General features: G+C 60.6%; 25 protein-coding genes and 1 tRNA gene. 14 read left to right on the top strand and 12 right to left on the bottom strand.

Going from position 1 to position 22467, the window contains the following annotated elements; translation table 11 throughout:
* Window positions 1-59 precede the first annotated feature (59 nt).
* From C4J93_RS07620 to rpoE, 4 genes are all read right to left on the bottom strand, one after another.
* Window positions 60-1499 carry a DegQ family serine endoprotease gene (locus C4J93_RS07620; protein WP_124361734.1) on the bottom strand — a complete coding sequence of 480 codons (1440 nt, stop codon included), beginning with the start codon at window positions 1497-1499 and terminating at the stop codon, window positions 60-62.
* Between the two features lie 235 nt (window positions 1500-1734).
* A complete protein-coding gene (locus tag C4J93_RS07615; protein WP_124369957.1) occupies window positions 1735-2694 on the bottom strand; it encodes a MucB/RseB C-terminal domain-containing protein in 960 nt (319 codons plus the stop codon).
* 16 nt (window positions 2695-2710) lie between these two features.
* Window positions 2711-3298, bottom strand: a complete 588-nt coding sequence (locus C4J93_RS07610; protein WP_057723059.1) for a sigma-E factor negative regulatory protein — start codon at window positions 3296-3298, stop codon at window positions 2711-2713.
* Window positions 3299-3330: 32 nt separating this feature from the next.
* Window positions 3331-3912, bottom strand: a complete 582-nt coding sequence (gene rpoE / locus C4J93_RS07605; protein WP_003172477.1) for an RNA polymerase sigma factor RpoE — start codon at window positions 3910-3912, stop codon at window positions 3331-3333.
* Window positions 3913-4375: 463 nt separating this feature from the next.
* Here rpoE and nadB point away from each other — a divergent pair, with 463 nt between their 5' ends.
* Window positions 4376-5992 (top strand): L-aspartate oxidase, encoded by a 1617-nt coding sequence (gene nadB, locus C4J93_RS07600; protein WP_124369955.1) that lies wholly within the window; start codon window positions 4376-4378, stop codon window positions 5990-5992.
* Here nadB and C4J93_RS07595 read toward each other — a convergent pair.
* Both C4J93_RS07595 and C4J93_RS07590 read right to left on the bottom strand, forming a co-directional pair.
* Complete coding sequence (locus C4J93_RS07595; protein ID WP_124429001.1) at window positions 5961-6407, bottom strand: protein YgfX; 447 nt, start codon at window positions 6405-6407, stop codon at window positions 5961-5963. The genes nadB and C4J93_RS07595 overlap by 32 nt on opposite strands.
* A complete protein-coding gene (locus tag C4J93_RS07590; RefSeq protein WP_003189444.1) occupies window positions 6391-6645 on the bottom strand; it encodes a succinate dehydrogenase assembly factor 2 in 255 nt (84 codons plus the stop codon). The genes C4J93_RS07595 and C4J93_RS07590 overlap by 17 nt, the downstream gene beginning before the upstream one ends.
* Before the next feature lie 140 nt (window positions 6646-6785).
* Between C4J93_RS07590 and C4J93_RS07585 the strand changes: the two genes are divergently transcribed.
* Together C4J93_RS07585 and C4J93_RS07580 are read left to right on the top strand one after the other, a co-directional pair.
* Window positions 6786-7727 carry a folate-binding protein YgfZ gene (locus C4J93_RS07585; protein ID WP_124429000.1) on the top strand — a complete coding sequence of 314 codons (942 nt, stop codon included), beginning with the start codon at window positions 6786-6788 and terminating at the stop codon, window positions 7725-7727.
* A 37-nt stretch (window positions 7728-7764) separates the two neighbouring features.
* Window positions 7765-8586 (top strand): HDOD domain-containing protein, encoded by an 822-nt coding sequence (locus C4J93_RS07580; protein ID WP_124428999.1) that lies wholly within the window; start codon window positions 7765-7767, stop codon window positions 8584-8586.
* Here C4J93_RS07580 and C4J93_RS07575 read toward each other — a convergent pair.
* Both C4J93_RS07575 and C4J93_RS07570 read right to left on the bottom strand, forming a co-directional pair.
* Complete coding sequence (locus C4J93_RS07575; protein ID WP_124428998.1) at window positions 8580-9971, bottom strand: sensor histidine kinase; 1392 nt, start codon at window positions 9969-9971, stop codon at window positions 8580-8582. The genes C4J93_RS07580 and C4J93_RS07575 overlap by 7 nt on opposite strands.
* On the bottom strand, window positions 9964-10635 hold the full coding sequence (locus tag C4J93_RS07570; RefSeq protein ID WP_124366210.1) for a response regulator: 672 nt from the start codon (window positions 10633-10635) through the stop codon (window positions 9964-9966). Before C4J93_RS07570 ends, C4J93_RS07575 begins: the two co-directional genes overlap by 8 nt.
* Window positions 10636-11028: 393 nt before the next feature.
* Between C4J93_RS07570 and C4J93_RS07565 the strand changes: the two genes are divergently transcribed.
* The 4 genes from C4J93_RS07565 to C4J93_RS07550 are packed head-to-tail and all read left to right on the top strand — an operon-like array spanning window position 11029 to window position 15083.
* Complete coding sequence (locus C4J93_RS07565; protein WP_164484579.1) at window positions 11029-12018, top strand: tripartite tricarboxylate transporter substrate binding protein; 990 nt, start codon at window positions 11029-11031, stop codon at window positions 12016-12018.
* A gap of 60 nt (window positions 12019-12078) precedes the next feature.
* Window positions 12079-12537, top strand: a complete 459-nt coding sequence (locus C4J93_RS07560; protein ID WP_124428997.1) for a tripartite tricarboxylate transporter TctB family protein — start codon at window positions 12079-12081, stop codon at window positions 12535-12537.
* A 1-nt stretch (window position 12538) separates the two neighbouring features.
* Window positions 12539-14053 (top strand): tripartite tricarboxylate transporter permease, encoded by a 1515-nt coding sequence (locus tag C4J93_RS07555; protein ID WP_124428996.1) that lies wholly within the window; start codon window positions 12539-12541, stop codon window positions 14051-14053.
* Entirely contained in the window at window positions 14046-15083 is a 1038-nt protein-coding gene (locus C4J93_RS07550; RefSeq protein ID WP_124428995.1) for an AbrB family transcriptional regulator, read from the top strand. The genes C4J93_RS07555 and C4J93_RS07550 overlap by 8 nt, the downstream gene beginning before the upstream one ends.
* 14 nt (window positions 15084-15097) lie before the next feature.
* Here C4J93_RS07550 and ung read toward each other — a convergent pair whose 3' ends face one another.
* On the bottom strand, window positions 15098-15790 hold the full coding sequence (ung, locus tag C4J93_RS07545) for a uracil-DNA glycosylase (RefSeq protein ID WP_124369947.1): 693 nt from the start codon (window positions 15788-15790) through the stop codon (window positions 15098-15100).
* A gap of 136 nt (window positions 15791-15926) precedes the next feature.
* Between ung and C4J93_RS07540 the strand changes: the two genes are divergently transcribed.
* Window positions 15927-17039 (top strand): enoyl-CoA hydratase/isomerase family protein, encoded by a 1113-nt coding sequence (locus C4J93_RS07540; RefSeq protein WP_124428994.1) that lies wholly within the window; start codon window positions 15927-15929, stop codon window positions 17037-17039.
* A gap of 4 nt (window positions 17040-17043) precedes the next feature.
* On the opposite strand, the gene C4J93_RS07535 is transcribed toward C4J93_RS07540, so the two are convergent.
* Window positions 17044-17478 (bottom strand): DUF3757 domain-containing protein, encoded by a 435-nt coding sequence (locus C4J93_RS07535; protein ID WP_124428993.1) that lies wholly within the window; start codon window positions 17476-17478, stop codon window positions 17044-17046.
* A gap of 145 nt (window positions 17479-17623) precedes the next feature.
* Window positions 17624-17977 (bottom strand): hypothetical protein, encoded by a 354-nt coding sequence (locus tag C4J93_RS27325; protein ID WP_124361718.1) that lies wholly within the window; start codon window positions 17975-17977, stop codon window positions 17624-17626.
* A gap of 293 nt (window positions 17978-18270) precedes the next feature.
* Between C4J93_RS27325 and C4J93_RS07525 the strand changes: the two genes are divergently transcribed.
* The 6 genes from C4J93_RS07525 (at window position 18271) to C4J93_RS07500 (ending at window position 21691) form a co-directional block, all read left to right on the top strand.
* Entirely contained in the window at window positions 18271-18483 is a 213-nt protein-coding gene (locus tag C4J93_RS07525) for a cysteine-rich CWC family protein (protein WP_124366203.1), read from the top strand.
* Window positions 18473-19165, top strand: coding sequence for a pseudouridine synthase (locus C4J93_RS07520; RefSeq protein WP_124428992.1), 693 nt, complete (start codon window positions 18473-18475; stop codon window positions 19163-19165). Before C4J93_RS07525 ends, C4J93_RS07520 begins: the two co-directional genes overlap by 11 nt.
* A gap of 304 nt (window positions 19166-19469) precedes the next feature.
* Window positions 19470-20354 (top strand): alpha/beta fold hydrolase, encoded by an 885-nt coding sequence (locus C4J93_RS07515; RefSeq protein WP_124369943.1) that lies wholly within the window; start codon window positions 19470-19472, stop codon window positions 20352-20354.
* Between the two features lie 134 nt (window positions 20355-20488).
* A tRNA-Gly gene (locus tag C4J93_RS07510) sits at window positions 20489-20562 on the top strand.
* 196 nt (window positions 20563-20758) lie between these two features.
* Entirely contained in the window at window positions 20759-21091 is a 333-nt protein-coding gene (locus C4J93_RS07505) for a hypothetical protein (protein ID WP_124406521.1), read from the top strand.
* A gap of 99 nt (window positions 21092-21190) precedes the next feature.
* Entirely contained in the window at window positions 21191-21691 is a 501-nt protein-coding gene (locus C4J93_RS07500) for a methylated-DNA--[protein]-cysteine S-methyltransferase (RefSeq protein WP_124428991.1), read from the top strand.
* Here the strand turns inward: C4J93_RS07500 and C4J93_RS07495 are convergent, their stop codons facing one another.
* Window positions 21692-22432, bottom strand: a complete 741-nt coding sequence (locus tag C4J93_RS07495; protein ID WP_305955294.1) for a GNAT family N-acetyltransferase — start codon at window positions 22430-22432, stop codon at window positions 21692-21694. It lies immediately after the preceding gene.
* Between the last annotated feature and the right edge of the window lie 35 nt (window positions 22433-22467).

Genomic DNA, 22467 nt, shown 5'->3' with positions numbered 1-22467 from the left:
CCCACAAAAAAGCCCCGCCATCATTCACCGATGGCGGGGCTTTTTATTGGGCTGGAAGGTTACTCGGCCAGCTTGAAGGTGATGAAGCTGGCACGCCCCTGACGCAGCACGCGCATCGACACCGAACGATTCTTCGGCAACGCCTTGGCGATGTCGGCGAATTCCTTGGTGGTATCGATCGCCTGGTTGTTCAGGTGGGTGATCACATCGCCCGGTTGCAGGCCGATCAAGGCGGCTGGGCCGTCCAGCACTTCCTTGATCACGACACCGCTCTTGAGATCGAAGGTTTTCTTCTGCTCGGCAGTCAGCTCAACCACGGCAATGCCCAAGCGGTTGCTGCTGCGCTCGGCGCCTGGCTTGGCGTTACCCAGGGCATCCAGGGTCGCGCCCTCTTCCGGGATTGCCCCCACGGTGAGCTCGACATTCTGGCGCTTGCCGTCACGAATCACTTCCAGCTTGGCTTTGCTGCCCGCCTTGAGTGCGCCGACCAGATGCGGCAAGTCAGCCGACATGATGATCGGCTGGCCGTTCATGCTCAGGATCACGTCGCCAACCCGCAGGCCGCCTTTGGCAGCCGGGCCGTCGTCCTGGATCTGCGCGACCAGTGCACCCGCCGGCTTATCGAGACCGAAAGACTCAGCGAGGTCCTTGTTCACTTCCTGGATCACCACGCCCAGCCAACCGCGGCTCACTTTGCCACCGGCCTTCAACTGGTTGGAAACGTCCATGGCCACGTCGATTGGAATCGCGAAGGACACGCCCATGAAACCACCGGAACGGGTGTAGATCTGCGAGTTGATGCCTACGACTTCGCCGGCCAGGTTGAACAGCGGCCCGCCGGAGTTGCCTGGGTTGATCGGCACGTCGGTCTGGATGAACGGCACATAGTTTTCATTGGGCAGGCTGCGGCCGATGGCGCTGACAATGCCCTGGGTGACGGTGTGGTCAAAGCCGAACGGCGACCCGATCGCCACCACCCACTGGCCCGCTTTCAGGTCCTGGGATTTGCCGAGTTTGAGCACCGGCAGGTCTTTGCCTTCGATTTTCAGCAAGGCCACGTCGGAACGCGGGTCGGTGCCGACCAGCTTGGCTTTCAACTCACTGCGATCGGCCAGGCGCACGAGGATCTCGTCAGCATCGGCAATCACGTGGTTGTTGGTGAGGATATAGCCGTCGGGCGAAATGATGAAACCGGAGCCCAGGGACTGCGCTTCGCGCTGGCCACCGCCACCACCGCGCGGGGTGCGTGGTTGCGGCATGCCTCGCTCGAAAAACTCGCGCAGCATCGGCGGCAAGCCTTCCAGGTCGGGCATCTGCTGGTTCGAAACTTTGCGATCCGGCAATTTCTGCGTGGTACTGATGTTCACCACCGCAGGCGAGGCCTGCTCCACCAGTTGGGTGAAATCAGGCAGCTCGACCGCTTGCGCGGGCACGGCCTGACCCAGCACCAGCACCGTGGCGACTATGGATAGGTAAGACTTCAAACGTGGTATCGACATACAGCTCCCGTTACGACGAGCAGGGTTGAGCGACAGGGTTCAAAAAAAGCCGGAAACCGCGCCCGGCATTTTTTGTTCCGCGAACAAAACAAGGCAAGGGCCGAGAAGCCCTGACCTATAAAAAACATAAGGATTTTTTGCAAGTGAAAATGCTGATCCAGACATTTCATGCTCTCGACAGGCACCCTAGCATGGCAGCAGGGTGAAAGATCAGGATGAACACTGGATTAACGACTCACGGATTGGCTGCGGCCTTTTCACCGCGAACCGACAACGCGATGCGCTCGGCGGTGCCGATTGGGATTTCCCCGACAACCGTCACCATCATCTGCCCGTCCACCGTATTCACATGCCGCGACACCGCAACCGTAGGCCCAAGCTGAGTGCGGGTTTCCGACACACTTGCGCCGTCGGCGGGTTCAAGAAATACCGAGAAACGTGCAAGCCCATCGTCGTACATCAAGCTGTCGAGGGTGGTTTTTGTCTGGGGGTCTTTGCGCGATGTAGTGCTGCTCAGCTCAAAGCCCGGCGGCAACCAGTCCAGGTGCCATGCATTGGAGGCGGGCGTTTGTGATGTCTCGCTGCGGCCAATCGCAACAGGCGTGCAGTCTCTGCTGGGCTGCAAGTCTCGATCAATGGGAGCGGCGGACGTATTCAATCGAACAAACTGAAAGCGCTCCAGCAGTCGCCCCTGCTCGCTGAGGAGCAACGACTTGAGGGGTAACGCGGTTTCACGATCCAGGTGCAACTCGAAACCATAGCGGTAAGGGTCGCGCGGGGTGATCGAAACAATAATTGCATTACGACCGGCCACGCGAGATTTGCCGATAACGGCCAGATCGTAGAATTGATTGAGTTTTTGCGGGTTCAGCGAACGTGACGCACTGTCACGGGAATTGCCCAGGCCGGCGACAAGGGTGCCGCTGACGCACTGAGTGTGACCTTCTACCCGCACGATTTCCTGGGCAGAGCCATCGAGCTGCAATAGCCGCTCCCGAACCTGACCGTTCTGAACAAGGTGCCAGATATCGTAGGTAGAAAAACTGCCGTTACGCTCATAGATGAACGTACCTTGAAAGCTTTGCTGCTGCTCTGCACGCCCAAGTCGAGTCAGCCAGTCTTGGGCTTCATCGGCATGGGCGGGTAGTGCAAACCAACTACTGAACAAGAGCGTAAGGAGCGGTATGGCGCGCATAGGGCTCCTTAGCGGTTCAGCGGTTTTCCAGGCTTGCTGCGCGAGCGTATGGCAGAGCACTTTCAGCGTTCTTGCCAGCCGCTTCCTGTGCATGTTGACGCAGGTAGCCTGGGAGACGCTGGTCCTGCCAGCCGGATTGCCCCTGAAGCACACCGTTAGCCATAGGGCCGGCGGTATCAGAGCTTTCCTTGTAGCCAGCCAGTACAGCCGGGCCTTTGACTTGCGGACCAGCCATGACCGGTTGCTGAGTCTGCTGGGCCAGCTCGGCACCGGCGATTTCGTCCTGGTTGTACAGACGAACACCGGCCAGTACGGCGACGGTCACCGAGGCAGCGACTGCCAGACGACCCAGGCTACGCCATGGACCACGAGCAGCTTTAGCCGGAACGGCTTCATCGGCCAACGCGGCAGAAACGGCCGCAGCAATATCCAGACGAGGGATTAGAAGATCCTTGTGCATCACCGCCCGAGCGACTTGGTAACGAGACCAGGTGTCACGGGTTTGGGCATCATCAAATGCGTTGAGCACTCGACGAAGTTCCAGTTCATCCGCTTCGTTATCCATCACTGCGGACAGCGATTCCTGCAGGGCATCACGACTCATGGCGGTTCCTCTCTTGGCTGTCGCCGCTGTCTTTAGTTTTCCTGCAACAACGGTTGCAAGGCTTTGTCGATGGCTTCCCGGGCCCGGAAAATCCGTGACCTTACAGTCCCCACCGGACATTGCATGACGCTCGCAATGTCTTCGTAACTCAGACCATCGAATTCACGTAAAGTTAACGCCGTACGTAAATCTTCTGGCAGTTGCTGAATTGTTCGATGAACGGTTCCCTCGATTTCGTCGCGCAGCAACGCACGCTCCGGCGACTCGAGATCTTTGAGGCCGTGATCACCATCATAGAATTCAGCATCTTCTGAACTGACATCACTGTCTGGTGGGCGGCGGCCGCGAGACACCAGATAGTTCTTCGCCGTATTAATGGCGATGCGATATAGCCACGTATAAAACGCACTATCACCGCGGAAATTGCCCAGTGCACGGTACGCCTTGATAAAGGCTTCCTGTGCAACGTCCTGCGCTTCATGGGTGTCGTGCACAAACCGCACGATCAACCCGAGAATTTTGTGCTGATATTTCAGCACTAGCAGATCAAATGCGCGCTTGTCGCCGCGTTGTACGCGCTCGACCAGCTGCTGATCCTCTTCCTGGGTTAGCATGAACACTCCTCGTTGTACTCGAAGGAGGCTTGCATAACTAAACGATCAGGCTTGTAAACATAGACTCGGGCTTTTCGCAAAAGTTCTCCCCCTTCAAGCAAGTTTCCGGCACGCACTGATTTGGCACACACGAAAAACGCAGCTCAGGCAACGCCGGCTGCGCGAATAATCTTTTCGTCGGTTTTCTGACGCGTCCAATGCTCCCGACGGGCCAATAAACACAACGTTTTTCCCAGCTTTCGGGCAACCTGCTATTGAGTCGGGGCTTATGCAAAAAGTTCCCGCTCGCTGACTGGCTGTTTAACCGGGTGCTGTGCACCGTAATCTCACAATGCCACGAACGCCTGGCTATTGTGCCGCTCCACCCCTCTATATACTAGTGGTCCGTGTGCCCCTTTGATTCGCCGATCCAGGCGTCCTGCTTGCGCCTCCTCTTCGGATCGCTTTTTGCGGAATCCATTCAATGAGCCAACAGTTTCAACACGATGTCCTTGTGATCGGCAGCGGCGCCGCCGGCCTGAGCCTGGCACTGACCCTCCCCAGCCATCTGCGTATAGCCGTACTGAGCAAAGGCGACCTGGCCAACGGTTCGACATTCTGGGCACAGGGCGGCGTCGCTGCCGTACTGGACGACACCGACACCGTACAGTCCCATGTCGAAGACACCCTCAATGCCGGCGGCGGCCTGTGCAATGAAGACGCGGTGCGCTTCACCGTCGAGCATAGTCGCGAGGCGATCCAATGGCTGATCGACCAGGGTGTGCCTTTTACCCGCGATGAACACGCGGGCAGCGATGACGGCGGCTTCGAGTTCCATCTGACCCGTGAGGGCGGCCACAGCCACCGCCGCATCATCCATGCCGCCGACGCCACCGGCGCCGCCATTTTCAGGACCTTGCTCGACCAGGCGCGCCAACGCCCCAACATCGAATTGCTGGAGCAGTGCGTCGCCGTCGACCTGATCACCGAAAAACGCCTGGGCCTTCCCGGCGAGCGCTGCCTCGGCGCCTATGTGCTCAACCGCACCAGCGGCGAAGTCGACACCTACGGCGCGCGCTTCACCATCCTTGCCTCAGGTGGCGCGGCCAAGGTCTACCTCTATACCAGCAACCCCGACGGGGCCTGCGGCGACGGCATCGCTATGGCCTGGCGCTCGGGCTGCCGGGTGGCGAACCTGGAATTCAACCAGTTCCACCCCACTTGCCTGTACCACCCCCAGGCCAAGAGTTTCCTGATCACCGAGGCGTTGCGCGGGGAAGGTGCACACTTGAAGCTGCCCAATGGCGAACGCTTCATGCAACGCTTCGACCCACGTGCCGAGCTGGCACCGCGCGACATCGTCGCCCGCGCCATCGACCATGAGATGAAGCGCCTGGGCATCGACTGCGTCTACCTGGACATCAGCCACAAACCCGAAGCCTTCATCAAGACGCACTTCCCCACCGTCTATGAACGCTGCCTGACCTTCAACATCGACATCACCAAAGGCCCGATCCCGGTCGTACCTGCCGCGCATTACACCTGCGGCGGCGTGATGGTCGACCAGCATGGCCGCACCGACGTGCCCGGCCTGTACGCCATTGGCGAAACCAGTTTCACCGGCCTGCACGGCGCCAACCGCATGGCCAGCAACTCGCTGCTCGAATGCTTTGTATATGCGCGCTCGGCGGCGGCGGACATCCTCGAACAACTGCCGCGCATCGCGGTGCCGGCCGCCCTGCCGCGCTGGGATGCCAGCCAGGTGACGGATTCGGACGAAGACGTGATCATCGCGCACAACTGGGACGAGCTGCGGCGCTTCATGTGGGACTACGTGGGGATCGTGCGCACCAACAAGCGCCTGCAACGGGCACAGCACCGGGTGCGTTTGCTGCTGGATGAGATCGACGAGTTCTACAGCAACTATAAAGTCAGCCGCGACCTGATCGAATTACGCAACCTGGCCCAAGTCGCCGAGTTGATGATCCGCTCGGCCATGGCGCGCAAAGAAAGCCGAGGGCTGCATTACACCCTCGACTACCCGCAGATGCTGCCTGAGGCCCGCGACACTATTCTGGTGCCAGCCACCTACGGCGACTGAACTTCAAGCGTACGCGCAGGCGCCGGTGCATATCGGCGGTCTGCGCGTCGTGAGGCACGCACGTCGAGCGCACCCATCGTTCACCATGCACACGATAGCGCAGCACCACGACCAGCGGCAGCGCCAGGCTGTCAGGCCGCAGTTGCACGCTGTGCCAGCCGCGCTCGGCGCTGAACAATTGCCAGCCATCCTCATCGCGGCGCAGGCCCCGAATCGACGAGCGGTGGGTCAGCAACACATGCCGCGGCAACACCCAGGCGGCGTGGGCCAGGCACGCCAGCATGCCAAGGGATGCAAGCGGCAGATCGACTACCAGGCAGGCACCCAGTGCGAACAGCTGCGCAAACAGATACGCCGCCAGCAACAGCCGTGAGGCCTGCCAGCGGCATTCAAAACGGTTACTTGGGCTGGACACGGTCCAGGATCATCCGAACCATGCGTTGCAGCTCCGGATCTTCCGATTCGGCGCGCTCCATGAACCAGCCGAACATGTCCTGGTCTTCGCATTCCAGCAGCCGTACGTAAAGGTCGCGATCTACCTGGTTGAGCGTCGCGTAGACTTCTTTGGTGAAAGGCACCAGCAACACGTCCAGCTCCAGCATGCCGCGACGGCTGTGCCAGTAGAGGCGATTGATTTCTACATCTTCGACCATGGAACGCTCCTCAAATAGAGCGCAAGTATACAGGCCCGACGGCACCGGGACAGCCGGCTTTGGTCGCGCCCCATGGAAACTATGCATTTGCCGGGCGCCCCTCTATGATGCACCCATGACTTTTTGACCTGCGATGACCCATGGCCGACTCTGCTTTCTTCTGCTCGCTGTCCCACGAAGGCGTTCTCGCCGTCCGCGGCGCGGACGCTGCCAAATTCCTGCAGGGCCAACTGACCTGCAACCTCAATTACCTGAGTGACACCCAGGCCAGCCTGGGCGCGCGCTGCACGCAAAAAGGCCGGATGCAGTCAAGTTTTCGCATCCTGCTACAAGGTGACGGCGTGCTCCTGGCCATGGCCAGTGAACTGCTCGAGCCGCAATTGGCGGACCTGAAGAAATACGCAGTGTTCTCCAAATCCAAACTCACCGATGAAAGCGCCGCCTGGGTGCGTTTCGGCCTGGCGCATGCCGACCAGGCGCTGGCCGCGCTAGGCCTGGCGTTGCCGGTCGAGACCGGCAGCGTGGCGCGCACCGAGACGTTGATCGCCATCCGCGTGTCGCCCGACCGCGCTGAACTCTGGGCACCCGCCGAACACGCCGAAGGGCTGCGCAGCCAGTTGGCGGCAAGCCTGCCGCAAGCCGAGCTGAATGAATGGCTGCTGGGCCAGGTCCGCGCCGGCATCGGCCAGGTGATGCCGCAGACCCGCGAACTGTTCATCCCGCAGATGCTCAACCTGCAGGCGGTGGGCGGCGTCAGCTTCAAGAAAGGCTGCTACACCGGCCAGGAAATCGTCGCGCGCATGCAGTACCTGGGCAAACTCAAACGTCGCCTGTACCGCCTGAGTCTGGCTGCGACCGAATTACCCGAGCCAGGCACCGCACTGTTTTCCCCGAGCCATAACAGTTCGATCGGCGAAGTGGTCATCGCGGCAAAAGCGGGTCAGTCCATTGAACTTCTTGCCGTGCTGCAAGCCGAAGCTGCCGATAATGGCGACGTACGCTTAGGCAGCCTGGAAGGCCCGGGCCTGCGGCTGCTTGACCTGCCCTACGCGCTGGACCGCGATCGTGAGATCCAGCGATAACCGCCGTACTTTTTTTGCAACACCCTAGAGAGTATGAATGAACGAGCTGGCGGAAAAAGTCCAACAGGCTTTGATGAAGGCCATCGACAACGATGACCTGGTTCTGCCGACATTACCGGAGGTGGCCCTGAAAATTCGTCAGGCCGCCGAAGACCCGGAGATCAGCATCAGCCACTTGAGTAAAGTGATCAGTCGCGATACCGCCCTGTCGGCGCGCCTGATCAAAGTGGTCAATAGCCCGTTGCTCAGAGCAACTCAGGAAGTTACCGACCTGCACACCGCCATCACGCGGCTCGGCACCAATTACAGCAGCAACCTGGCTATCGGCCTGGTCATGGAGCAGATCTTTCACGCCCGCTCCGAGGTGGTCGAACAGAAAATGCGCGAAGTGTGGCGCCGCAGCCTGGAGGTCGCGGGCGTCAGCTATGCCTTGTGTCGCCGGCATAGCCAACTCAAGCCCGACCAGGCGGCCCTCGGCGGCCTGGTGCACCAGATCGGCGTGCTGCCGATCCTCACCTACGCCGAAGACCATTACGAGCTGCTGTCCGACCCGGTCAGCCTCAACCACGTGATCGACAGCATCCATCCGGTATTGGGCGACAAGCTGCTCAGCGGCTGGGACTTCCCTGAAATGCTGGCGAAACTGCCCGGCCAGTATCTGAACCTGGGACGCGACTGCGCCCAGCTCGATTACATCGATGTGGTGCAGGTCGCCGTGCTCTACTGTCACCGCCACACCGGACACCCACTGGCGAACGTCGATATGGCGGGTGTACCGGCAGTGAAGAAGCTGCGGATTGACCCCTACAGCGAGACGTTGCGCACCGAGCTGGATGAAGCACGTTCGATGTTCTACTGATCCCCGGCGATAAAACTCACGCGCACTTTCAACCCCGCCGATTCGCCATCGTGCAGGCTGATCTGCGCCAGGTGCGCACGGCAGATCTCCCCGACAATCGCCAGCCCCAGGCCCGACCCCATACCCTGCTGGCTGCGCCGATAAAATCGCTCGAATACCCGGTCCCGCTCATCCAGCGGGATACCGGGGCCGTCGTCTTCGACTTCGAGCACCGCTGGCGCCGTCACCCGCAAAATCACGTTGCCACCCTGGGGCGTGTGCGCCAGCGCGTTGTCCACCAAGTTGCTCAGCAACTCATTGAGCAGCGTCGGTTCACCGCGCAGCCACACCGGCTCGTCTGCCTCCAGCGCCAAGGCAACGCCTCGCGCGTGGGCCAATGGCGCCATGGCCATGCCCAGCTCTCGGGCCAATTGGCTGAGGTCGAGCAACTGCGCGCCGCCTTCGGCGATGGCCCTGGCACCATTTTCGATGCGGGCCAGGGACAGCAACTGATTAGCCAGGTGCGTGAGACGGTCGGTGCCCTGGGCGGCGGTTTCCAGGGTGGTGCGCCACGTGGCCGGGTCTTCGGCGCGCAGGCCCAGTTCCAGGCGGGCCTTGAGCGCGGCCAGCGGCGTACGCAACTCGTGGGCGGCGTCGGCAATGAACTGCGCCTGGCGTTCGAACTGGCCGCGCAAGCGTTCGGTGAAATGGTTGAGGGAACGCACCAGCGGGCCGAACTCATCCTGCACCTCTACCAGCGGCAAGGGCCGCAGGTCGTCGGGCTGGCGTTCTTCCACCGCCGTGCGCAGGCGCTCCAGCGGGCGCAGCGCCGCGCTGACGGCAAACCACACCAGCAACAGCGCGCCAATGGCAAGCATGCCCAGGCGCAACAAGGTGTCGGCCATCAGGCTACGGGCCATGGCGACCCGGGCTTCGTCAGTTTCCGCGACACGGATCTCCGCCATGCCATTCATGTTCGGCTCGGAAACAGCCTTGAGCAGGCTCACCACGCGTACAGGCTGGCCCTGATACACGGCGTCGTAGAACCGCGCCAAGGCTGGGTAATCGTCAGTGCGCGGGGTGCCGGGCGGCGGGCCAGGAAGGGCTTCGTAACCCGATATCAGCTTCTGGTTGATGTCGTTGACCTGGTAATAGATACGCCCGGCGCTGTCGTAGGCAAAGGTGTCCAGGGCCACGTAGGGCACGTTGGCACTGAGCGTGCCGTCCACCTGGGTCAAGCCGGCGGCAATGGTGCGCGCCGAGGCCAGCAGCGTGCGGTCATAGGCGGTGTCGGCCGCTTCGCGCCCGTTCCAGTAGGCACTCATGCCACTGGCGAGCATCAGCAGCACCAGCAACAGCGCGAGGTTCCACAGCAGGCGCCAGCGCAGGCTGCTGGGCTTATGCATCGCGGGCTTCCAGCAGGTAGCCAAGGCCACGGAAGGTCACGATGGCGATAGGCTGGCCGTCGAGTTTCTTGCGCAGGCGGTGCACATAAATTTCGATAGCGTCCGGGCTGGCTTCTTCGTCGAGACCGAACACCTGGGAGGCCAGTTGCTCCTTGCTCATCACGCGGCCAGGCCGGGCGATGAGCGCCTCGAGCACCGCTTGCTCGCGCGAGGTCAGCGTCAGCAGTTCGCCACCGGCCGTGAAGCGCCGAGTATCGAGGTCGTACACCAGCACGCCGCACGCCTGCTGGCGCTCGCCGCCCAATACGCTGCGCCGTAGCAGCGCCTTGACCCGCGCTTCCAGTTCCGTCAGTTCAAACGGCTTGGCGAGGTAATCGTCGGCGCCCAGGTTCAAGCCATGCACGCGGTCTTTTACATCGCTGCGTGCCGTCAGCATCAACACCGGCAAATTTTTTCCTCGGGCGCGCAAGCGTGCCAACACTTCGAAACCATCCATGCGCGGCAGCCCCACATCAAGGATCGCCGCCGCGTATTCCTCGCTGCTCAACGCCAGGTCCGCAGCCACGCCATCGTGCAATACGTCGACGGTCAACCCTATGCTCTTGAGCGCTTGGGCGACACTTTCGGCGAGTTGCAAATGGTCTTCAACCAGAAGGACACGCATGAATTTCTACCTCGTGCAGGCGTGGGCGACGCCACGCTTTGGCGGGCAGTTTACAGGCGCAACCTGCCCTGTGAAGCCCGAAAACATTGAAAGGCAACTGAAAGGTTAGTGAAAGCTTCGCCCTTTAGCATCCAGTTACGGTGGTTACGCCCGCCGAGCTACCTCACCCGTAGCGCCCGAAAAACGCCTCGAAGCGTTTTCGCCAAAATAAGAACAATAACGGAGTGCACCACGATGCTGTCGACACAGCCCCAGGCTCGCCCGCCTGCAAGAAATTCCCGCCTTACTCACACCACCCTGCCCTTGCCGTCTTCGAAGACGGTGGCCGTGCGCTCGCGCAACGCCAGGCACAGCATTGCACGCGGCTAAGCCACTCATAACAAAAATACGGAGATCACCATGACCCTTTCACTGCGTAAAGTTGCCATTACCGCCGGCTGCATGCTGTTTGCCGGCCAACTGCTGGCCGCCGACGAACCCAAGCGCCCTGAATGCATCGCCCCGGCTTCCCCGGGCGGTGGTTTTGACCTGACCTGCAAGCTGGCACAAAGCGCGCTGGTCAACCAGAAACTGCTGAGCAAGCCGATGCGCGTGACCTACATGCCAGGCGGCGTCGGCGCAGTGGCCTACAACGCGGTGGTCGCTCAGCGCCCTGCGGATGGAGGTACCCTGGTGGCCTGGTCCAGCGGTTCATTGCTGAACCTGGCCCAGGGCAAGTTCGGTCGCTTCGATGAAAGCGCCGTGCGCTGGCTCGCAGCGGTAGGCACAAGTTACGGTGCCATCGCAGTGAAAAGTGATTCACCCTACAAGACCCTCGACGATCTCGTAAAAGCCTTGAAGAAAGATCCAGGCAGCGTAGTGATAGGTTCCGGCGGTACGGTTGGCAGCCAGGACTGGATGCAAACCGCCCTGATTGCCAAGGCCGCCGGGATCAACCCGCGCGAGCTGCGTTACGTCGCGCTGGAAGGCGGCGGTGAAATCGCTACCGCGTTGCTCGGTGGCCACATTCAGGTGGGCAGCACCGATATTTCCGACTCCATGCCGCACATCCTCAGCGGTGACATGCGCCTGCTGGCGGTGTTCTCCGAGCAGCGCCTGGACGAGCCGGAAATGAAGAACATTCCGACCGCCAAGGAGCAAGGCTATGACATCGTCTGGCCAGTGGTGCGTGGCTTCTACCTCGGGCCAAAAGTCAGCGATGCCGACTATGCCTGGTGGAAGGATGCGTTCGACAAACTGCTGGCTTCCGACGAGTTCGCCAAGCTGCGTGATCAGCGCGAGCTGTTCCCGTTCGCCATGACAGGCCCGGAACTGGACACCTACGTGAAGAAACAGGTGGCTGACTACAAAGTGCTGGCCAAAGAGTTCGGCCTGATCCAGTAAACGCCCCGCTTTCGCGCGGCCACGCCCGTTTAAACACGCGGTGTGGCCCAGGAGTTCACCATGCTCTTACAACGCATTTTCGCCGCCGTACTGTTGCTGGCCTGCGCCGGCCTCGCCCTGATGGCCTGGCCGTATCAGGCGGCGTTTTCCTACGAGCCGGTCGGGCCTCGCGCTTTTCCGCTGCTGATGCTCGGGCTGATGAGCCTGGCGCTGATCTACATGCTGTTTCGCCCGCAACCCACCCAACACACCGAAGAAGACCCGGCGCTGGACCGCGACACACTGGTCAAGATCGGCATTTGCGTAGCGCTGTTGATCGTGTTCGCCGCCACCTTCGAATCGTTGGGTTTCATCCTCAGCAGCCTGTTGATCGGCATCCCGATGGCGCGCCTGTATGGCGGGCGCTGGATGCCCAGCATAGTGATCGTCGGCCTGATGGCCATCGGCTTGTACCTGCTGTTCGACAAAGCCATGGATGTGCCGCTGCCCCTCGGCCTGCTCGACGTACTGGAGAACTGATATGGATACTTTTGGCTATTTGGGCCAGGGATTCGGCGTCGCGCTGAGCCCGTACAACCTGGTGACCGCCTTGTGCGGCACGCTGATCGGCACCGTGGTCGGCCTGTTGCCGGGCCTGGGGCCGATCAATGGCGTGGCGTTGTTGATCCCCATCGCATTCGCCCTGGGCCTGCCACCCGAGTCGGCGTTGATTCTGCTCGCAGCGGTATACCTGGGCTGCGAATACGGCGGCCGTATCAGCTCGATCCTGCTCAATATTCCGGGCGAAGCCTCCACCGTGATGACCACCCTCGACGGCTACCCGATGGCCCGCAAAGGCCTGGCCGGCGTGGCGCTGTCGTTGTCGGCGTGGAGTTCGTTCATCGGTGCCTTTATCGCCACCTGCGGCATGGTGCTGTTTGCCCCGCTGCTGGCCAAATGGGCGATTGCCTTCGGCCCGGCGGAATATTTCGTACTGATGGTGTTCGCGATTGTGTGCCTGGGCGGCATGGCCGGTGACAAGCCGCTGAAAACCTTTGTGGCGGCGCTGATCGGCCTGTTCCTCTCGGCGGTGGGCATCGATGCCAACAGCGGCGTGTATCGCTTTACCGGCGACAACATCCACCTCACCGATGGCATTCAGTTCGTGGTGTTGGTGCTGGGCCTGTTTTCCATCAGCGAGATCCTGCTGCTGCTGGAGAAAACCCACCGTGGCCAGGAAGCGGTCAAAGCCACAGGACGGATGATGTTCAACCTGAAGGAAGCGTCTTCGGTTTTCGTAGTCAACATCCGTTGCGGCCTGCTCGGCTTCATAATGGGTGTGCTGCCGGGCGCGGGTGCTACGTTGGCCTCGGCCGTTGCCTACATGACCGAGAAACGCCTGGCCGGCGCCAGCGGCACATTCGGCCAAGGTGACATGCGTGGCTTGGCCGCGCCGGAAACCGCAATCGGCGCGTCCGCCTGCGGCGCCCTGGTGCCGATGCTGACCCTGGGCGTGCCCGGTTCGGGTACCACGGCGGTGATGATCGGCGCGCTGTCGCTGTACAACATCACGCCCGGCCCGCTGCTGTTCCAACAGCAACCGGACATTGTCTGGGGCCTGATCGCCTCGTTGTTCATTGCCAACATCATGCTGGTGATCCTCAACATCCCGATGATCCGCATCTTCACCCGCATCCTCGCCGTGCCGAACTGGGCGCTGGTGCCGGTGATCGCCATCATCACCGCAATTGGCGTGTACGCGGTGCATGCCACCACGTTCGACCTGTTCCTGATGGTCGGTATCGGCATCTTCGGCTACATCCTGCGCAAGCTCGACTTTCCGCTGTCGCCGGTATTGCTGGGCTTTATCCTCGGCGGCCTGATGGAACAGAACCTGCGCCGCGCGCTGTCGATCTCCAACGGTGCGCTGGACATCCTGTGGTCGAGCCCGATCACCTTCGGCGTCTGGGTACTGACCGCGCTGATGCTGATGTTCCCGCTGGTGCGCATCTACCGCAAACGTGCCCTGCAGCGTCGTGCCGTGGCCGATGTCTGAGGTCACTTTCAAGCAATGGTGGGGAACACCGCTGGTCGGCCTGGCCGGCGGTTACCTGGCCAGCCTCGTCGGCTGGCCCTTGCCCTATATGGTCGGCTCGTTGCTGGCGATCATCCTGGTGCGCTGCCTCACGCCCTGGCAATTGGCGGAAATTCCCGGCGGGCGCAAATGCGGCCAATGGGTGGTGGGCATCGGCATCGGCCTGCACTTCACGCCAGTGGTGATCGAACAGGTGATGAGCCACTTCGGGCTAATCTTCTTCGGCGCCTTGGTGACGAGTTTGTCGAGCGTGGTCGGGGTGTGGTTGATGCGCCGCAGCGGTGAAGACCGCGCCACCGCGTTTTTCTCCAGCATGCCGGGCGGCTCCGGCGAGATGGTCAACCTCGGCGCGCGCAATGGTGCGGTGCTCAGCCGGGTTGCGGCGGGGCAGAGTTTGCGCGTGCTGGTAGTGGTGCTGTGCGTGCCGGCGATCTTCAAGTATTTATTGGACGGTGGCGCGCCGCAGTTTCATCCGGCCCCCGTGGATTGGCGGTGGCTGGCGTTGCTGTTTCCGATGGGGGCTCTGGTGGCCTGGGGCTGGCAGCGTTTGCACCAGCCGAACCCTTGGCTGTTCGGCCCGTTGCTGGTGAGTGCGACTGCCAGTGTGGTCTGGGACCTGCATATCGGCCTGCCCGATGGCGGCAGCCAGATCGGCCAATGGCTGATCGGCAGCGGCTTGGCGTGTCACTTCAACCGCCAGTTCTTTCGAAGCGCTCCCGTGTTCATGGGCCGCACCCTGGTCGGCACCGCCTTGACCATGGCCCTGGCAACACTGGCGGCGGTGGGCCTGAGCGCCCTGACCCAGTTGGACCTGCGCTCCCTGACTTTGGGCATGATGCCCGGCGGCATTGCCGAAATGAGCCTCACGGCTGAAACCTTGCAACTGTCGGTGCCGTTGGTGACGGCGATGCAGGTGATGCGCCTGTTGTTTGTGCTGTTTCTGGCGGAGCCGTTGTTCAGGCATTGGAACCGCCGGCCGGAAACAATCTGAATCCTCTTCGCAGTTCAGAGCGGCGGCAACCGCCACTCGATCGGCGCCTCGCCATTCTGCTCCAGAAACTTGTTGGCGCGACTGAAATGCCCGCAGCCCAGGAACCCGCGATACGCCGACAACGGTGACGGGTGCACCGAGGTCAGCACCAGGTGCTTGGTGGCATCGATCAGCTTTTGCTTGCTCTGGGCGTGGGCGCCCCACAACAAAAACACCAGATGCGGCTGATGCTCGCTGACCACCTCGATGATCCGGTCGGTAAAGAACTGCCAGCCCTTGCCCGCATGAGCATTGGCATTGGCGCGTTCCACGGTCATGGTGGTGTTGAGCATCAGCACGCCCTGGTCGGCCCAGCTTTGCAGGTAGCCGTGGTTGGGGATGTCGATGTTCAGGTCACGCTTGAGTTCTTTATAGATATTGACCAGGGACGGCGGCGCCGGCACGCCCGGTTGCACCGAAAAGCACAGGCCGTGGGCCTGGCCGGGGCCGTGGTACGGGTCCTGGCCGAGAATCACTACCTTGACCTTGTCCAGCGGCGTCGAGTTGAGGGCATTGAAAATCAGCGGGCCAGGCGGGTAGATCTCCTTGCCGGCCGCATGTTCCTGGCGCAGGAACTCGCGCAACTGGGCCATGTAGGGCTTCTCGAACTCATCGCGCAGGGCGTGTTTCCAGCTGGGTTCGAGTTTGATACGGTCGCCATCGGTCATAGTTGAATTGTCTTGTAAAAAAGAATGAGGCGAACCCTAGGAAAGCCGACCCCGCTTGTCAATTGATCTGACACACCACCGGCGCTTTCCCACGAAGGGATCATACTCATCCTTCACCTTCTCGATTGAGGTCACGATGAACCTGCACTTCGAAGAACTGACCGGCAGCGACGGCGCCCGCATCGGCATCGCCAGCCTGGACGCGGAAAAGACCCTCAACGCCCTGTCCCTGCCGATGATTTTGGCCTTGGGTGATCGCCTGGATGCCTGGGCCAAGGACCCGAACATCGTCTGCGTATTGCTGCGCGGCAATGGCCCCAAGGCCTTTTGCGCCGGTGGCGAAGTGCGCAGCCTGGCGCAGGCCTGTCGCGAACAACCCGGCGAAGTACCCGCCCTGGCCGCGCAGTTTTTCGCTGCGGAGTACCGCCTCGATTATCGCCTGCATACCTATCCCAAACCGCTGATCTGTTGGGGCCACGGCTATGTGCTGGGCGGCGGCATGGGGCTGCTGCAAAGCGCGTCCGTGCGCATCGTGACGCCCACCAGCCGTCTGGCCATGCCGGAAATCAGTATCGGCCTGTACCCGGATGTCGGCGCCAGCAGGTTCTTGTCGCGCCTGCCCGGCAAACTCGGGTTGTTCCTGGGCCTTACCGGCGCCCATATCAATGGCCGCGATGCCTTGGACCTGGGCCTGGCCGACCGTTTCCTGCGCGATGACCAGCAAGACGAACTGCTCGAAGGCCTGCTGCAACTGAACTGGCAGGAACAGAGCGCGATGCAGCTCAACAGCCTGCTCAAGGCCCTCGCCCAGGAAGCCGTCGACCAGCAACCCGAAGCGCAATGGTTGCCGCGCCGTGGGCAGATCGACGACTGGCTGGACGTGGGTGACATACGCTGCGCCTGGCGCGCGTTGAGCCAGTTGCGTGATCACGCTGATCCGCTGCTGGCTCGCGCCAGCAAAACTCTGAGCGAAGGCTGCCCACTGACCGCCCATCTGGTGTGGGAGCAAATCCGCCGGGCTCGGCATTTGTCGTTGGCCCAAGTGTTCCAGATGGAGTACACGGTGAGCCTCAACTGCTGCCGTCATCCGGAATTCGCCGAAGGAGTGCGGGCGCGGTTGATCGATAAGGACCAGGCGCCGCACTGGCACTGGCCGGATATCAACACAATTCCAGAGGCGGTGGTGCAGGCGCATTTTGAAAAAGCCTGGGAGGGTAGGAATCCTCTGGCAGATTTATCCGATTATTGACAGCCTATCGTTGCGAGTCATTTATCGTGAATGCGCAATTATCGGGTTGATTGTCACGGCAGACGTAAACCTGTTGATCGAACGGAATCTTGCCGAGCTCCCAATGCAAGCTGTCGGTCAGCGACATGGTGGCGGCAGCGCCTGAAATGCAAGGACGCATAACGACCAGCTCTTCACGCTGGTTTTCATAAACGCACTTTTCCACGTAGCCGTTTTTTCGGTCAGTGCCCTTTTCAGGCGTGAATAAAGCGCCAAGAAAGCTATGTATATATTCGTTAGGCTCAACCTTGGGACCTTGCCAGAGCACGCCATCCTGCTGGTATTGAAAGTAGCCTTTGACGTTTCGGATCATCGATTTATCCGGACAAAACTGCTTTGCCCCCGCCGGGCCCATGACGCAGCCGACGAGTAAAAGCACGCACATCAGTTGTTTGAACATAGAGGCTTTCCTTCACAAGCACACAGCGTTCCCCGCAGTGAATTAGATCTTGAGCCTCAAAGATAGCTGTTAAATCTGACAGTGCCGACGAATGGCAGGCAAAAAAAAGCGGCGCATCATGCGCCGCTTCGTTCAAAGCCTTTCTTCAGCGGTGACCACCGCGCCCACCGCCATGCTCACCACCCCGTCCGTGACCGCCGTTTCCCCAACGATTTCCTCCCCAGCCCTGGTTCGGATACGCCCGGTAGGCAGACCTCGGATAATAACGTGGCGCGGGTTGGTAATAACGCGGCGCCGAGTAATAGCGCGGGGCCGGATAGTAACGTGGAGCCGGCGCGTAGTAGCTGCCCCTGTCATAGCGAGGGCCACCGTAGTAATAGGCAGGCGCCGGTGCGGTATACACCTCGGAGCGATAGTAAGTGGCGCCTCCATCGTAGTAGGGCACACAAGCTGACAAGGTCAGGCCGAGTAATGCAGTGAGCAGCAGTCGTCGATACATGGCGGCCTCCTGGACCGCGGAAGAGCACCTCCAGCGACGCTGGAGAGCGGCATCCAGCTTGCGCCGAATGACACAATATCTGACATCAAAAACAACATCTGGTGCGTTTCAGTAACAACTTGATACATCAACACGCAAGTCCTTAAGGGGCAACCGACGGGAGCCCAAGCTAGATCGTTTCAGTCATTTTCAGGCAGATACCATGTCGCTCTCGATGACGGCATTGTCCTGCTGCGCGTCCGAGCTGTATTGTGCAAGGCCGAGCACACCTGCCTATACAGCCTGACCCTGCCATGACCACACCCACGCTTTGCCCCGCCTGCGGAGCCGTCAACGACTGCGCCCTGGCAGACCCACGCACGGTTGACCAGGCGTGCTGGTGCTTCAATGTCACCATTGACCCGGCGGTACTCCTCGCGCTGCCTGACGAACTGCGCAATAAAGCCTGCCTGTGCCCGCGTTGCGCCCAAGTGGATGAACAGTTGCGCACCCCTGATGCGCGTTGATCGGTTCCTCAGCAACCTGCCGCGCTTCAATCGCAGGCAAGTACGGTTGCTGTTGGTGGAACGCCGCGTCAGCGTTGATGGCGTAACGGTCAGTGGTCCCCACCATGAGGTACGCGAGTTCAGCCAGGTGTGCGTTGATGGTGAGGTGCTGCAGGCGGGCAAACCGGCGCGCTATTTCATGCTGCACAAACCCCAAGGGTGCGTAAGTGCCACGGCGGATCCGCAACACCCTACCGTGCTCGATCTGCTGAATGAGCCGGACAAAGGCACGCTGCATATTGCCGGGCGCCTGGACTACAACACGACCGGCCTGATGTTGATCACCAACGACGGCCAGTGGTCGCGGCGCCTGACACAACCGACGACCAAGTTGCCCAAGGTGTACCGCGTGGAAACAGCGCAGGAAATCGGTCCCGAATACGCGGTGACATTCAAGGCGGGCCTGTACTTCGCATTTGAAGATCTCACCACCCAACCCGCCGAGCTGGAATTACTGGGACCGACCACGGCGCGCTTGAGCATCATCGAAGGCCGTTATCACCAGGTGAAACGCATGTTCGGGCACTTCAATAACAAGGTGATCGCGCTGCACCGTGAGCGCATGGGCCCGCTGCAGTTGGATCCGTCCCTTGCGCCGGGGGATTACCGAGCCCTGACTGACGATGAAATCCGACAAGTCTGACGACCGTTCAGCCGCTGGTGGCAAAAAACCAGCCAGGCGGCTTGCGACCTGCCGAGTCTGTGCTTGAATCAAGCTCACCCGTTGAAATATGACTGGCGAGTCACCTATAACCTCCAAGAAACACCTTGCCCCGCCCGTGCTGGATTGACGGGCCGTCCCGGCAAACATCCCGCCCTGACAACCGCTGTCGGCCAACCGCAATCGGGCCGACAGGGGCGCTCATCTTCCAGGCGTATGCCTACCTGTCATAAAGCTCGTGCAAAGTCATTTGCGCGCCCTACCCGCTTGCCAGGAGTCTTACGACATGAGGCCAGAAATCGCTGTGTTGGATATACAGGGTCAGTACCGGGTTTACACGGAGTTCTATCGCGCGGATGCCGCTGAAAAGACCATCATTCTGGTCAATGGCTCGATGGCCACCACGGCCTCTTTCGCCCAAACCGTGAAAAGCCTTTACCCCCAATTCAATGTGGTGCTGTACGACCAGCCCTACGCCGGCCGTTCCAAAATCCACAACCGCCACGAGCGGATGCTGACGAAGGAAGTCGAAGGCCAGATCCTGCTGGAGCTGATCGAGCGCTTCGCCGCCGAACACGTGCTCTCGTTCTCGTGGGGCGGTACTGCCGCCCTGTTCGCCCTCGCCCAACGCCCGCGACGCATTGAAAAGGCGGTGATCAGCTCGTTCTCCCCGGTGATCAACGCGCCCATGCGCGACTACCTTGAGCGCGGCGTCGACTACCTCGGCAACCTCGACCGCGACCGCGTCGGCCATCTGGTCAACAGCACCATCGGCAAGCACCTGCCGTCGCTGTTCAAGCGCTTCAACTACAAGCACGTCAGCAGCCTGGCCGAGCATGAATACGGGCAGATGCACTTCCACATCAGCCAGGTGCTTCACAGCGATCGCTTGTGTTACCTCAATGCAGCCAGGCAGATCGACATTCCGGTGCTATTCCTGAACGGCGAATGGGACGAGTACACCAGCGCCGAGGATGCCAGGCTGTTTGGGCAACATATAACCCACAGCAGCTTCAGCACTATCCAGGCCACGGGGCATTTCCTGGATATGGAGCATAAAGCGGCATGCCGGGACAGCCGGGAGGCTGTGGTAGGCTTTTTGAAAGGGCAGCGGCCGGTGAGTCGGTTACGCTACCAGCAGGGTCAGACGCAACATGCATGGGCGGTCTGAAGTGAGGCCCACTGTAGGAGCGGGTTCCTGCAGTGGCGCCGCTCATTTGCGGGCGGTGCGCGCGCAACATGCGATTTTTTCGAAGAAAAACTTCAAATCCAGCTGAACATCTGGTACAAAGTCAGCCGCTTTGAGCGGGTATAGTTTAGTGGCAAAACGAAAGCTTCCCAAGCTTTAGTTGAGGGTTCGATTCCCTCTACCCGCTCCACTCAAATTGGCTTTCCTGTCATGCCATGCCTGACAGGAGATGCATAAAAAACCGGCTCTGGGAGCCGGTTTTTTTATGCCTGCCGTTCAGGTGCCGATACGCTTGTGGCGGTGGCTCAGTAAAGTCTTACTGCGACAACGAACCGGTATTGTGATGATGTCAGCTCGTCGCCTCCCGCGAAATCAGGAGTATCGCAATGCTTGAGCCTGACCAATGCACGCCACCGCCCATCCTGCGCCAAGTGATCGGTTGGGTGGTGGTTCTGCCGCTGCTGGTCTCACTGGCGAGGCCACCCTTTCCCCTGGGCTTGGGGCTGGCGCTCGGAGCAATCGCCGCGTCGGTCTATGGGGTGGTGTTCGCCCGTCGTCACGCCAGCCGACGCGTGACTGTGTTCGCCCTGGTCGCTACCCTGCTCAATGCCGTGTCGTTGGTAATGTTAAGCACAGCGTCCGTGCTGATGGCGCTCTACTTTATCGTTCGACTCTACGTATATTCCTACGTCAGCCATTGGGTTTACTGGAACTTCTAAGCCCACGAAAAATTCGAGCGCAAGAAACGTAGTTTGCCAATACCCTGATGGGCTTACAGTAGCGTCGTACGCTTCAGCATCCCTTCGAGGAGCCCGCCCATGCCCTGTGAATACACACTCATGCCCTCCCCTGTCGGCGAACTCACCTTGGTGGCGCGCCATGGCAAACTTGGCGCCATCCTGTGGCAAACAGAGCGCGCCAACCGCGTACGCCTGGGTGAATTGATCGAGACCAACAACAGCCTGGTGCTATTGGAAGCCCAGCGCCAGCTAAACGAATACTTCGCGGGAACACGCAGCCAGTTCGAGCTGGAGCTGGACTTCGCCGGCACCGACTTTCAGAAACAAGTCTGGCAGGCCCTGCTGACCATTCCGTTTGGCGAAACGCGCAGCTACAGCCAGATAGCCGAGCAGATCGGCAACCCGAAAGCCGTGCGTGCAGTCGGGGCGGCGAATGGGCGTAATCCGATTTCGATCATTGCGCCCTGTCACCGAGTGGTGGGTGCTTCGGGCGGGCTGACCGGGTTTGCGGGAGGGCTTGAGGCCAAGCAATATCTGTTGACGCTGGAGAATCGCGGCCAGGCGAAACTGGCGTTCTGATCATGGCTGTGGGGCAGCTGCGCGAATAAAGGACGCGCAATCGAACAAGCGTTGGAAACCGAGCTTTCCATACAGTGCAACGGCGGCCGTCGAGGCCTCGAGAAAACACCGACGAGCCCCCAGGCCCGAGGCGTGAAGCAGGGCCGCTTGAATCAATCGAGTGGCGTAGCCTCTTCCACGAAAGCCGACCCGCGTGCCGACATCACTCAGTCGGGCCTCCCCCTCACATAACGACAAGGTCAACGAACAGCTCACCTGCCCCTCCACAGACAATGTGAAGTGATAAAGGGCTTCACCGGCGTCCAGGGATCGCTGGTGCCGAGCCTGGTAATGCGCGACCGCCTTGGGCGCTATCAGGAATGCACTGTCGAGCGGAGTCGCCCATTCGTTCAGGTTCCGAGTCAGGCTGATCTGCACACCTTCCTCGTTTATCAATGGAGCAAGGCGCGCCAATGACAGGACCATCGCCGTGGTCTCTTCAGCCGGCTGAAAGCCGAGCTGCGCGAGCACGTCGCGCAAGCCATCGACCTGTTCCTGAGGAATCACGATACGAATGGGGATCAAGGTACGGCGGATCAGTTCCAGCGGTAACTCCGTCGCTTCGCACAGCGGGTCGCTGCCCAGACGAATAAACAACATATTCCACGGCGCGCAATGTTCCTCAGCAAAGTAGGTGCTGATACCGGCGCTATGTCGACAATACATCGCGCAGGTCGCCGCAAAAAAATGCGCTTCGGTCAAGTCATAGCGTGCGAATAGGTCATGGGCGTTTTTAG

It is taken from the genome of Pseudomonas sp. R2-37-08W (genome assembly GCF_003851705.1).
Classification (GTDB): domain Bacteria; phylum Pseudomonadota; class Gammaproteobacteria; order Pseudomonadales; family Pseudomonadaceae; genus Aquipseudomonas.
This window is presented reverse-complemented; position numbering and strand designations above follow the sequence as displayed.